Origin of the sequence: Aeromonas sp. S5(2024), assembly GCF_041403025.1 — a bacterium.
Taxonomy (GTDB): domain Bacteria; phylum Pseudomonadota; class Gammaproteobacteria; order Enterobacterales; family Aeromonadaceae; genus Aeromonas; species Aeromonas hydrophila.
Genome location: NZ_JBGLRI010000001.1, coordinates 293509 through 305677, shown reverse-complemented (window position 1 = coordinate 305677; position 12169 = coordinate 293509). Strand labels below are relative to the sequence as shown.

Annotated in this window: 9 protein-coding genes; 4 read left to right on the top strand and 5 right to left on the bottom strand. The window is 63.2% G+C overall.

The window, feature by feature from the left end:
* Positions 1–80: 80 nt before the first annotated feature.
* The 3 genes from ACB032_RS01435 to ACB032_RS01425 form a co-directional block, all read right to left on the bottom strand.
* Positions 81–1721, bottom strand: coding sequence for a methyl-accepting chemotaxis protein (locus ACB032_RS01435; protein WP_011706973.1), 1641 nt, complete (start codon positions 1719–1721; stop codon positions 81–83).
* Positions 1722–1943: 222 nt separating this feature from the next.
* Entirely contained in the window at positions 1944–2579 is a 636-nt protein-coding gene (locus tag ACB032_RS01430) for a DsbA family protein (RefSeq protein ID WP_371137186.1), read from the bottom strand.
* A gap of 80 nt (positions 2580–2659) precedes the next feature.
* The gene (locus tag ACB032_RS01425; protein ID WP_371137185.1) at positions 2660–3520 is read right to left on the bottom strand and encodes a Vmh family MBL fold metallo-hydrolase; all 861 of its coding nucleotides are present in this window, start codon (positions 3518–3520) and stop codon (positions 2660–2662) included.
* 126 nt (positions 3521–3646) lie between these two features.
* Between ACB032_RS01425 and ACB032_RS01420 the strand changes: the two genes are divergently transcribed.
* Entirely contained in the window at positions 3647–4546 is a 900-nt protein-coding gene (locus ACB032_RS01420; protein ID WP_139750416.1) for a LysR family transcriptional regulator, read from the top strand.
* An 82-nt stretch (positions 4547–4628) separates the two neighbouring features.
* Here ACB032_RS01420 and ACB032_RS01415 read toward each other — a convergent pair whose 3' ends face one another.
* Entirely contained in the window at positions 4629–5405 is a 777-nt protein-coding gene (locus tag ACB032_RS01415) for a BPSS1780 family membrane protein (RefSeq protein ID WP_042065024.1), read from the bottom strand.
* A gap of 176 nt (positions 5406–5581) precedes the next feature.
* Here ACB032_RS01415 and ACB032_RS01410 point away from each other — a divergent pair, with 176 nt between their 5' ends.
* On the top strand, positions 5582–6436 hold the full coding sequence (locus ACB032_RS01410) for a hypothetical protein (RefSeq protein ID WP_371137184.1): 855 nt from the start codon (positions 5582–5584) through the stop codon (positions 6434–6436).
* Positions 6437–6479: 43 nt separating this feature from the next.
* The gene (locus tag ACB032_RS01405; RefSeq protein WP_371137183.1) at positions 6480–7304 is read left to right on the top strand and encodes a peptidoglycan DD-metalloendopeptidase family protein; all 825 of its coding nucleotides are present in this window, start codon (positions 6480–6482) and stop codon (positions 7302–7304) included.
* A gap of 77 nt (positions 7305–7381) precedes the next feature.
* Here ACB032_RS01405 and ACB032_RS01400 read toward each other — a convergent pair whose 3' ends face one another.
* Positions 7382–8713 carry an MATE family efflux transporter gene (locus ACB032_RS01400; protein WP_273764372.1) on the bottom strand — a complete coding sequence of 444 codons (1332 nt, stop codon included), beginning with the start codon at positions 8711–8713 and terminating at the stop codon, positions 7382–7384.
* A gap of 155 nt (positions 8714–8868) precedes the next feature.
* On the opposite strand from ACB032_RS01400, the gene mscM reads away from it, so the two are divergent.
* A complete protein-coding gene (mscM, locus tag ACB032_RS01395) occupies positions 8869–12147 on the top strand; it encodes a miniconductance mechanosensitive channel MscM (RefSeq protein WP_371137182.1) in 3279 nt (1092 codons plus the stop codon).
* The last annotated feature ends 22 nt before the right edge of the window (positions 12148–12169 follow it).

Below are 12169 nucleotides of genomic sequence, written 5' to 3'. Positions count from 1 at the left end.
GGGAGAGTCAACAGGCCGATAAAACAAGGCGGGCCCGGATCCAGGATCCGGGCCCGCCGCTGCGAGCATCCAACCCGCCTTTACACCCGGAAGCGGCGCACCATCTCCTGCAACTGGGTCGCCAGGTGATTGAGGTCGTTACAGGCCTGAGCCATCTGGGTTGCACCGGCGGCCACTTCCTCGGAGGCATGGCTGATATTGACCACGTTGCGGTTGAGCTCTTCACTCACCGCTCCCTGCTCTTCGGTGGCGGTCGCAATCTGGATATTCATGTGGGAGATACTCTCCACTGAGCCGCTGATCTCGGAGATGGATGCCCCCGCCTCCCGCGCCGTGCTTACGGTGGAATTCATCATGTCCTGGCTCTGCTGCATGGTGGTGCCAGCCTGCTCGGCCCGCTGCTGCAGTTCAGCGATGATGGTGTTGATCTGGGAGGTGGAATCCTGAGTCCGCTTCGCCAGGGTGCGCACCTCGTCGGCCACCACCGCAAAGCCGCGGCCCTGCTCACCGGCCCGGGCCGCCTCGATGGCGGCGTTGAGCGCCAGCAGGTTGGTCTGCTCGGCGATCCCGCGGATAACTTCCAGCACCATGCCGATGTTGCGGCTGTCGTCGCCAAGCTGGCGGATCACCACGGCGGTGCTCTCGATGGCGCCGGCCACCTGCTCAATACGCTTGATGGAGTCGTTGACGGTGCGAGCCCCCAGTTCGGCGGTACTGCTGGCGGCGCTGGCGGCGCTGGCGGCATCGCTGGTGTTGCGAGACACCTCCTGCACCGTCGCCTGCATCTCGTTCATGGCGGTGGCCAGCTGATTCAGCTCGTGCTGCTGGCTGTTCATGTTGTTGGCGGACTGGCGCGCCACCGCACTGATCTCTTCGGCTGCCGAGCTCAGTTGCACTACGGAGCCGGAGACTTCACTGACCAGGGTACGCAGGTTCTTCTGCATCTCGCCAAAGCCCTTGGCCAGTTGCCCAAGCTCGTCGTTGTTGAACTGGCTGGCGTCAAGATGAGCCGCCAGATCGCCGGCTGCTACCTTGCGGGTCTGTTCCAGCATCGCCATCACCGGATTGCGGATCTGGCCAGTCAGCAGCCAGGCCACCACCACCACGAACAAGACGGTGATGAGGCTGACGATGATGCTCATGGTACGCGAGCTGCTGTAGAGGTCGGCCACCGACTTCACCATGCTGTCAGCCAGCTCGTTGTTGATCTCGCGCAGACGGTAGGATTTGGCCCCCGCCTCTTCCAGGGCGGCGCGAGTCTCGTTCTTGCGCAGGCTCTTCACTTTTTCCAGATCGCCGCTGGCAAAAGCCGCAATCAGCTGCTCGTGTACCGAGAAGTACTTGGCACCAGCGGCCAACAACGCCTCGTAAGTCTGCTTCTCCTCATCGGTGCTGAAGGGCAACGAGCCATACTTCTGCGCCGCCGCGTCAAACTCCTGCTTGGCCTTGTTGAAGGTGACGGTACGTTCGCTCACCTCCTGAGCATCCTTGTTGAGGCCGCCAATCACCTGCGCCAGTTCGGAGCGACGGGCATCGAGAATGGCCACGTGCATCTGGCTGGCATAACGGGTCGATGGCAACAGGTTGCCCGAGATGGTGGCGGTATCGGCATAAAGATGGGACAGCTGAGTGATGGAGAACCACGCCAGCCCCACCACTAGCAGGGCCAATACGGCAAAACCGGCGCTCAACTTCTGACCTATAGACATATTTTTGAACATGATTGGTATCCTTGGCGGCTAGACGCAAGCCCGTGGCCTCAAACGCCCGGGCTATCCCCATAGAGCATAGCGCGATGATCGCAAGCGGATGATTTTCAAACTGTCCGCTACTGAATATATCGTCTCGCCTAGGGATAGCATGAGTGCCGGACAGGTAGGAAAAATCTGCAACGAGCACCTCGGGCGCTGTACATCCGCCACCGGATACGACCTGCTATTCGCTCAACGACTCATCATGAGCTGGATCTGGCGAGCAAACGCCTCTGGCTCACCCAGGAAGGAGGAGGCGGACAAGAGAGTCTCTTTGTCGCCCTGCACCAATCCCAGAGTCGGGTAGCCCTGCCCGCCAAGGCGGCGCATCCAGCGCTGGCTGTCGGCCAGATGACTCGCCAGGTCGGCCTGCTGGTAGGCCTTCACAAAATCATCCGCGCCAATGTTCTGCTCCGCCGCCAGGCTGGTCAGATGCTCGAGCGAACCGATCCAGATGCCATCGCGATAGTGGGATTGCTGGATGCGGTGCAGCAGGCTCAGACCGTTGCCACCCAGAGCCGTCACTGCCAGGATGGCGCGGATGGGCTGCTCCGAATCGAGCAGCAGACCATCGCGCAGCAGCAGCTCGTTGAAATAGCGCTCGCCGAAAGGTTGGCCGGTCAGCGCCTGGATCCGCTCGTCATGGGGACGAACGTAATCGCGCAGGGCCTGGCCCATCGCCTGCCTGCGCCCGCCGAGCCAGAGACCACCGGCGTGCAGCTCGATGCGCAGTTCCGGGATGGCAACCGCAGCCTTCAACAGCGGGGCGGCGCCGTAGCACCAGCCACAGAGGGGGTCGTATACATAATGCAGAGTCGTTTCGTTCATGTGATCCACTCGTTCATTCGGCTAAAAAAACCGGGCCCTTGGGCCCGGTAAAAAAACACAGGGAAGTAGGCGTCAGGGGTTTACCACTTCATCTCGCCGGTGTTGACCTTGGCACCGATGGCCAGACCATCGTCGACCGGCAGGGACGGGTAAGCCTTCTTCAGTGCTTCAATCAGCTGGCCGGAGTTCTTGGCTTTGGCCAGCTCCTGCTCAAAACGCTCTACGTAGTCACAGGTGAAGGTCACGGCTTCAGTACCTTTGGGCGCAGTCCCCAGGAAGTGACCCGGCACCACGCGCTCGGGCTTCAGCGCCAGCAGATTGTTCAGTGCCTTGACCCAGTTGCTGCGAGCCGCCTTGGTCTGGCTGTCAGCCATCCACACGTGCACGCCGCTGTAGACCGGTACGCCACCAAACGCCGTCTTGATGGACGGTGCCCACAGGTAGGCATTCGGGGTGTTCATCTCTTTGATCTCGATCTTCTCACCATCCAGGGTCAGATGGCTGGCCGTCATCACTTGCGGCACGGTCAGGCTCTTCGGTGCACCCTTGCCGAGGATGGGGCTCCAGTAGCTCAGCTTGGCGTCCTTGGTCTGGTTGATATGGTCGACCACATGCTGGTCCGCCAGCACCTTGACGTCCGGGAAGGCTGCCTTGATGGGTTCCAGACCGAAGTAGAAGTCGGGGTCACCGGCACTGATATAGACGGTGGTCAGCTTCTTGCCGCTCTTCTTGATCATGTCCACCAGCGCCTGGCCGTTTTGTACGTCGAACTGGGCATCGATCAGGATTGCTTCTTTGTCGCCGGTCACCAGGGAGGAGGAGACCGGGAAGATAGCCTTCTCGCCCGGGTTGTAGACGGTCACGGTGAGCGGAGCGGCCATGGCGGCCCCGCTCAGCAGGGTGGTGGCCAGGGTCAGGTTGCGGATCAGGGTGTTGTTCATCGGGTATTCCTCATCAAGTCATCAGGGGTTCATCAGATGGACACAGTTTATTGGATCAATTCCGGTACAAATACAGCATAATAAGCGCATCACTGTTGCATTAATCGAGCATATGGAGAGCCTAAGATGGATCGACTGACCGCATTGCGGGTCTTTGTCAGCGTAGTCGAACAGGGCAGCCTGAGCGGCGCCGGGGAGAAACTGGAGATGTCGCGCGCCATGGTGACGCGCTACCTGGCAGAGCTGGAGCAGTGGATGGGGGCACGGCTGCTGCACCGCACCACTCGCCGGCTCAGTCTGACCGGCCCTGGGGAAGAGGCGCTGAACCGGGCCCGCGCCATGCTGGCACTGGGAGAAGAGATGGAGCAGATCGCCGTGCGCGGCGACGAGGCCCCCAAGGGGCAATTGCGCATCACCAGCAGCTACTCACTCTCGGAAGCCCTGCTGGTGGGCGCCGCCAACGACTACCTGGCACGCTATGCGGGCACCGCCATCGACATCCTGCTGCTGGACCGCACCGTCAATCTGGTGGAGGAGCGGATCGATCTCGCCGTTCGCATCACCAATGACCTCGACCCCAACCTGGTGGCCCGCCGGCTCGGCACCTGTCACTCCGTGGTCTGTGCCAGCCCGGCCTATCTGGCCAAACACCCGACCCCGCACAAGGTGCAGGATCTCGCCCTGCACAACTGCCTCACCTACACCTATTTCGGCAAGAGCCTGTGGGAGTTTCAGGGGCCGGACGGGCCCGAATCGGTACCGGTGAGCGGCAATCTCAGCGCCAACATCTCTAACCTGCTGCTGGAGGCAACGCTGGAAGGCGCCGGCATCAGCCTGCAGCCCCGCTACTCGGTCCAGCCTCACCTCGATACCGGCACCCTGGTGCCGCTGCTGGCGCAGTGGCAGCCCAAGCGACTCGGCGTCTACGCCGTCTACGGCACCCGCAAGCAGATGTCACCGCTGCTGCGCAGCTTCCTCGACTTTCTGGTGGAACGCATGGCCATCGACCCCATGTGGCGAGAGTAGCGGCGGGAACAAGAGACAACGCAAGAATGCGAAAGGGGCCGGCAGGCCCCTTTCGCGCATATGTCACACCAGTCTGCTGGCATCAGGCTTCGAAGCCAGTCAGCGGGGCTTCGGCAGGCGTCTCCTGTGTCACGTCCAGATAGATATCCCGGTAGGCCACATAGATGGAGTAGTTGAGCGCCGGGATCACCACCAGCAGACCCACCAGCATCAGCGCCGCACCGAACAGCATCAGGATGGCGGCGATCACCCCCCACCAGAGGAAGGGCCACATGTTGGTCAGGCAGCCTTTGAAACTCAGTTTGGCGGCCTGCAGGATCCCCACATCGTGGAAATAGATGAGGGCGGGAGCGAAGGTGATGGCCATCAGCACCGGGATCAGCAGTGCCAGCCCCAGCAGCAGACAGAGCAGCAGCCCCTGGGCCTGGGCGGCAGTGACTACCAGGGATTCGGGGTCCTGGGTCAGCAGGGAGGTGAGCCCCCACATGGAGAGCAGCCCCAGGCAGATGAGACCGATCAGGCTGAACAGAGCCAGCACCAGCAGGCCCCCCAGCATCAGCGGGGTCAGCTTGTGGCGAAAACCGGAGAAGAAATCGGCAAAGCGCAGCGGATTGCCCTCATAACCGTGACGGGCCACCGCCACCCAGCCGGCCCCCCAGACCATGTAAAGCAGCTGGGAGATGAGGCTGCCCGCCGGCAGACGCTCCAGCAGCAGACCGACCGCAAACCAGATGAGGACCATGGCGACACTGACCCCCATCCCCTTGTTGAAGACATCGAAACCGGATCGCACCCAGACCCAGCCACGCCCGATGGGGTGACGAGCAGGTTCTGCGCGCAGGGGGGACAATCCATTCATAACATTTCCTCGGTTCAAAACGGCTGGTTGCCGATTCTAGAGCCATGGGCCGACCGACTCAATGGCGGGTCACCGCCGAGGCCGGTTTTGCACGTCATGGCTGCTTGTATCAGACGTTACGGTTATCATAAGAGACCCCTTTGCAAGGGGCATTCACTTATTCAAGAGAATCCAAGATGCGTACATCTCACCTGGCGCCAATTCTGCTGGCCTCCCTGTTGCTCAACCTCTGGCAGTGGCAGACCGCCCCTGTCGTACCTCAGCCGGGATCCGACAGCGCCAGCCCCACCAACAGCCCGTCGCAATGCGATGCGGCCACCAGCCAGAACAGCGGCCAGAGCACCGGGCAGAGCCTGCTGGCCAAGCTGCCCGGCAAGGGCAGCCAGAGCGAGCCCGCCCCCACCCAGGAGGTGCTGCCTCCCAACCCCGAGCTGGAGGCAGCCATCAGTCAGTGGAGCCAGTCGAGCGAAGGATCCGTGCTGATCGAGCGGCTCTATGACGCCGAACAGGGCAGCCAGCTCACCACCGTCTTCGACCGGCTCGACATAGTGGAAGACGTGCGCGGCCAGGTCCAGGAGCAACTGCGCGAGCTCTATCGCCTCGGTTTCGACCATCCCGATGCCTACGAGCAGGAGAGCCAGCGCATCTGGGGCAACCTCAGCAACCTGCTGGGGGAGGATACCCGCACCCGGCTCGAGCAGGAGATCTACTCGGGCGATACCAACCGCCTGCTGGAGATCCAGGGTCGCCTGGCGGAGCATGGCGAGCTGCTGGCGCCGGCCCAGCGCCAATCCCTGACGCGTCTGCTGAGTGAGGCGAACCAGCAGCTGGCCCAGCAGGAGAGCGGCGATGCCGGCACCTATCTGGAGAATCAGCGCGCCTATACCCAGCGGGTGCTGGAGAGCAGTCGCAGCTTCCTCAATCCGGATCAGCTCAAGGTGGTACAAGACATGCTGGAGCTGGACCTGGTGCGCCAGGAGGTGTCGGTCCAGATGGAAGCCATCTACCAGCGCTTCCAGCCAGCGTCCTGATTTCGTTACCGTTTCGTTTTAGTCAACCCAGCCTGGAATCATCATGAGAGTCGTTTGTTGTCTATTGTTGCTGCTGGCCAGCCAGTCCGCCCTCGCCGAGGGCTTCATCAGTCGCCTGCTCAACCACCCGGTGCCGGGGGGCGTCGCCGTGGTGGTGCTCGGCAGCGAGGCGCAGGCCCCGACCGCCCGCTATCAGGGCAAGCCGGTGCTGGTGGTGCGTGAAGAGGGCAAGCGCTGGATTGCCATCGTCGGCATCCCCCTCAAGAGCCAGCCCGGCCCCCATCAGCTGCAGGTGAGCGATGGCCGCACCCTCGGCTTCACGGTCGGCACCAAGCACTACCGGGAGCAGCACATCAAGCTCAAGAACAGCCGTCAGGTCAACCCGCTGGCCGAAGACATGACCCGCATCAACCGCGAACTGGCGGAGCAAACCCGCGCCTACCAGACCTTCAGCCCGGCCCAGCCGAGCAACCTGCTGTTCGACAAGCCGGTGGACGGGCCGCTCTCCAGCCCGTTCGGGCTGCGCCGCTTCTTCAACGGCGAGGAGCGCAACCCCCACTCCGGCCTCGACTTCGCGGTCGGTGCCGGCACCCCCATCAAGTCGCCGGCGGCGGGCAAGGTGATCCTGATCGGCAACTACTTCTTCAACGGCAATACGGTGTTCGTCGATCACGGTCAGGGCCTCATCAGCATGTTCTGCCACATGTCGAAGGTCGACGTGAAGCTGGGCCAGAGCCTGCCCCGCGGCGGCATCGTCGGCCGGGTCGGCGCCACCGGCCGAGCCACCGGTCCCCACATGCACTGGAATGTCAGCCTCAACGACGCCCGTGTCGACCCCGCCATCTTCATCGGTGCCTTCAAGCCCTGAGGTCGGTGACCTGTCAGGGGCGCTCAAAACGAAAAAGGCAGCCTAGGCTGCCTTTTTGATGGCCGACTGACGACATATCAGGCGGCGTGCTGACGCGCCTCCTTGCCCATGGCTCGCCACATCACCAGCACCAGCAAGGTGCTGCAGGTGGGCAGCGCCAGCCAGACGCCGGATACCCCCCACAGGGAGGAGAAGCCCCACAGGAAACCACCGATCAGCACCAGCTTGCCGCCGGTGAGCAGGGAGGCGATGCGGGCCCGGTTGATGGCCTGGAAATAGGTGGCCCCCACCAGCAGCAGGCCTTCCATCGGCAAGCCCCAGAAGTAGAGCCAGATGCCGAGGCTGGCCACCGGCAAGAGGGCCGCGTTGTCCCCGGCAAACAGGTAAACCACCCCCTCCGGCCACAGATAGAGCGGCAACATGCCGCACAGGGCCACCAGCAACGTCACCCCGAGCGCCAGGTTGCGCACCCGCAGCACCCGCGCCCAGTTGCCCGCCCCGGCGTTGAAGCTGGCGATGGGCTGGATGCCCATGGCGATCCCCTCGAAGATGAGATAGAAGAAGGCCTCGCTGTAGCTGATGACGCCGTAGGCCGCCACGTGCAGCGAGGTGCCCACCGCCAGCAGCGCCTTGTTGTGCAACGCCAGCACCACCGACAGATAGAGGTACATCAAAAAGCTCGACACCCCGAGTCGTAGCGTCTCCCCCATCAACCGCCAGTCGGGTCGCAGGGTGTCCCAGCCAATGCGCAGCTGGCTGCGCGGGGTGAAGAAGTGCCACAGACAGAGGCCGCCGGTCACCGCCTGGGAGAGCATGGTCGCAATGGCGGCCCCCGCCAGCCCCCAGGGGATCACCGCCATCAGCAGGTAATCGAGCAGCACGTTGAGCACGCCGCCCCCCACCAGGATCCAGGTGGTGAGGCCGGGTCGCCCGTCGTTGCGCAGCAGGGCGGTAAACGCCATGGAGAGCACCGCAAAGACCCCGAGCCAGGCGTACCACTGCAGATAGGCAAGCCCTGCGTCGAATATGAGCCCCTCGGCCCCCATCCAGGCCAGCATCTCATCCCCATAATTGATGCCGATAAAGGCGAGCAGCCCAGAGGCGATGAGCACCATCACCAGCGCGTTGCCGACGATGTGGCGGGCCCTCGCCTGCTCACCCTTGCCCAGATAAAACGAGGCGAGCGCCGAGGAGCCCATGCCGATCAGCGCCCCCACCGCATAGAGCACGGCGCAGATGGGGTACGCCAGCATCATGCCGGCCAGCCCGTCCTGACCCAGAATATGGCCGACGAAGATGCCGTCTATGGTGACATAGATGCCGGTAACCAGCATGGCGGCCACGGTCGGGGTGACGTAGCGCCAGAACAGGCGGGAAAGAGGGGCCGTGCCCAGATCGACTGCGGACATAAAACGCTCAACGGAGGGAAAAACGGCCAGAATGATAGCCAAAGCGGGCCGGGAACGCCCGTTATTTATGTTACAAATCATTAATATGGAAAACTTTACCCGCCCCGGCCCCTGCTTTAGGCTAGGGCGACCTCACCTGAACGGAAACGTGCGCCATGTTGCAACGCCTGCTCTGCCTGCTGCTCTCTCTCACTCTTCTCGCTCCCCTTGCCCAGGCCGATGACGCCATCACCCAGGTGGAAGAGCTGCTGCAGAGCGTGCCCAAGACCGACACCCCGGAAAACCAGAAGTTGCGGGAAAGTTACCAGCAGGCGCTGCAGTTTGCCCGGGAGGCCCAGCGTTATCGCGAGCAGGGCAAGGCCTATCAGCAGATCCTCATCGACTATCCCAAGGAGTCGGCCCGTCTCAAGGAGAGCCTGCACAACTACCAGCCCCAGCCTCGCCCGGCCCTCTCCTCCCTGAAGGAGGAGGCGCTGCGCCAGGCCATCGGCCTGAGCAGCAATCGCCAGCTCAACCTGCGCAAGGAGCGCCAGGGGGTGATGGACAGCCTCAACCAGCTGGAGAGCACCGGCCAGGAGTATCACCTGCGGGTCGACGAGCTGCGCAAGCAGTTGCAGCAGACCCGCGCCCTGCTCGACCGGCTCAGCTTCAGCAGCGAATCGGATCGCCTGCAGGATGCCCAGCAGCTGGTCACCCGTCTCAAGGAGCAGAGCCTGTCGGACCGGATCCAGATGCTGGAGCTGGAGCAGCTCTCCGCCCAGCAGCGCAACGATCTCGGCAAGCTCAGGCTGCAGGAGCTCAACCTCGCCATCACCGACGAGGATGAGTGGCAGACCAGTCTGCTCAACCAGCAGAACCAGCTGCGCCGCGACAAGACCGAGCAGGCGCTGGCGGAGAGCGAGCGCCTGCGCAAGCAGCTCACCTCCGACATGCCGCTGCTGCTGGAGCAGCAACAGCAGAACCAGGCGCTCTCCATCCAGCTCGGCGCGCTGGAGGATCAGATAGAGCGGGTGCAGGATGAGCAGCGGGTGATCGACAAGAATCTGTCGAGCCTGAACGACCTGGTCAACTCGGTGCGTGAGCAACTGGAGTGGCTGCAGATCAGCAACGCCTACGGCGAGAACCTGCGCAGCAAACTCTCGGATCTGCCCGCCTACTTCCCCCTCGACAAGCTGGAGTCGGCCATCGTCAACGCCCGCATGGCCAAGTACCAGTACGAGACCGAGCAGGACGCGCTCAAGGATCCGCGCCAGATGCGCGATCAGCTGCTGGCCACCAACGAAGTGGCCCTCGACCGCGCCCAGCAGGCGGTGCTCGACAACTTGCTCAAGGCCCGTCGCCAGCTGCTGACCCGGCTCAACGACGCCTCCGACAGCCTCATTCAGGAGCAGACCCGGCTCAAGCTGCTCTACAGCCGCCAGAACAGCAAGATCGACGAGATCCGCGAGCTCAGCGCCAGCCACCTGTTCTGGATGCCGGACGTGCGCCCGCTCACTCCGGCCGTGCTGCTCGGGGTGCCGGCGGCCCTCGGCCTCGCCCTCAACCCGGTCAACTGGCTGCAACTGCCCCAGGCCATCGCCGAGAACAACCCCATCACCCTCACCTTCGCCGGCATCGGCATCCTGGTGCTGGCCTGGTGCTGGTTCAAACTGGCCCGTCACCTGACCCACTACAGCCAGCACATAGCACCCCGCATCGGCAAGGTGACCCAGGACAAGTTCAGCCTCACCAGCCGGCTGCTGATGCGCTCCCTGCTCGCCTCCCTGCCGCTACCCGCCATGGTGCTGATGGTGCGCGGCCTGCTCGACGGCGCCTGGCAATATCCGTTCGCGGTGGCGGTGGCCCGCGGCCTTGGCGAGATCTGGTTCCTGCTGCTGGCGCTCTTGATGGCCCGTCACCTGACGCTGGAGAAGGGGATCCTGATCCTCCATTTCCGCTGGCAGAAGGAGCGGGTGCAGAAGGTGTGGAGCCAGTTCCGCACCCTCTTGCTGGTGATCATCCCGAGCTTCTTCGTGCAGGGCATGGCCAACAGCTATCAGGAGCACGCCTTCTACGACTCCCTCGGCCGGCTGGCCTTCATCGTCGGCGCCCTCTGGCTGCTGCTGTTCTTCGCCCGCCTCAACCGGGAGCGGCTGCCGCTCACCTGGGGCCAGGCCGACATGACCAAGCCGCACCTGCTGCACCACTTCATCTGGAACAGCCTGATGCTGGCCCCGCTGCTGGCGGTGATCGGCTCCCTGCTCGGCTACTTCTATACCTCCCGCATCCTGTTGCGCCAGCTGGAGCTGAGCCTGCTGATGGGGCTGGGCTGCCTGCTCGTCTACTATCTGGCGCACCGCTGGATGCTGATCCAGCGCCGTCGCCTCGCCTTCGAGCGGGCCAAGAGCAAACGGGCCGAGATCCTGGCCCAGCGCGGCCGGGAAGAGGGGCATGACGAGCTCAGCTCCGAGATCCCGGACGTGGTGGAAGACACCGAGCTGGATCTGGACACCATCAGCGCCCAGTCGCTCGGGCTGGTGCGCACCCTGCTGATGCTGGGCTTCACCATGCTGGTGGTAGTGCAGTGGTCCGAACTCAACTCGGCGTTCAGCTTCCTGCGCAGCATCGAGGTGTGGCAGGTGAGCAGCAAGATTGGCGGCATCGAACAGCTCTCCGCCATCACCTTGCAGGATCTGATGCTGACGGTGTTTACCTTCATCCTGACCGTGGTCACCGCCCGCAACCTGCCGGGCCTGATGGAGCTGACCCTGCTCCAGCACCTGAGCCTCTCCCCCGGCACCGGCTTTGCCATCACCACGGTGACCAAGTACATAGTGCTGGTAGTAGGGGCGCTGACCGGCTTCTCCATCCTCGGCATCGACTGGTCCAAGGCGCAGTGGATGGTGGCGGCCCTCTCCCTGGGTCTGGGTTTCGGGCTGCAGGAGATCTTCGCCAACTTCGTGTCGGGCCTCATCATCCTGTTCGAGAAGCCGATCCGGCTCGGCGACACCGTCACCATTCGTGAGCTGACCGGCACCGTCACCAAGATCAAGACCCGCGCCACCACCATAGTGGACTGGGACAGGAAGGAGATCATCGTCCCCAACAAGGCCTTCATCACCGAACAGTTCATCAACTGGTCGCTGTCAGACGCCATCACCCGGGTACGGCTGCGCATCCGCATCGGCCTGACCCAGGAGCCCAGAAAGATACAGACCATTCTGGAAGAGTCGATCCGGGCCTCCACCCTGGTGCTGGAGACCCCCTCCCCCGAGGTGTTCCTGATCGAATTCACCGACTCGGCGCTGATCTACGAGATCCGGCTCTATGTGAACAGCATGGACCACCGCATGCCCATCACCCACGAGGTCCACTCGCTGGTGCTGGAGAAATTGCAGCAACAGGGGCTGGGGCTGCCGCACCAGCAGATCGACATTCGTCTGAGCCGGGCCTGAGCAGGCACCACAGGAGTACATC

What these genes read in the sequence shown, in the direction of transcription:
- ACB032_RS01435 (WP_011706973.1), bottom strand. Translation starts at nt 1,721, where the DNA reads ATGTTCAAAAATATGTCTATAGGTCAGAAGTTGAGCGCCGGTTTTGCC.
- ACB032_RS01430 (WP_371137186.1), bottom strand. Translation starts at nt 2,579, where the DNA reads ATGAACGAAACGACTCTGCATTATGTATACGACCCCCTCTGTGGCTGG.
- ACB032_RS01425 (WP_371137185.1), bottom strand. Translation starts at nt 3,520, where the DNA reads ATGAACAACACCCTGATCCGCAACCTGACCCTGGCCACCACCCTGCTG.
- ACB032_RS01420 (WP_139750416.1), top strand. Translation starts at nt 3,647, where the DNA reads ATGGATCGACTGACCGCATTGCGGGTCTTTGTCAGCGTAGTCGAACAG.
- ACB032_RS01415 (WP_042065024.1), bottom strand. Translation starts at nt 5,405, where the DNA reads ATGAATGGATTGTCCCCCCTGCGCGCAGAACCTGCTCGTCACCCCATC.
- ACB032_RS01410 (WP_371137184.1), top strand. Translation starts at nt 5,582, where the DNA reads ATGCGTACATCTCACCTGGCGCCAATTCTGCTGGCCTCCCTGTTGCTC.
- ACB032_RS01405 (WP_371137183.1), top strand. Translation starts at nt 6,480, where the DNA reads ATGAGAGTCGTTTGTTGTCTATTGTTGCTGCTGGCCAGCCAGTCCGCC.
- ACB032_RS01400 (WP_273764372.1), bottom strand. Translation starts at nt 8,713, where the DNA reads ATGTCCGCAGTCGATCTGGGCACGGCCCCTCTTTCCCGCCTGTTCTGG.
- mscM (WP_371137182.1), top strand. Translation starts at nt 8,869, where the DNA reads ATGTTGCAACGCCTGCTCTGCCTGCTGCTCTCTCTCACTCTTCTCGCT.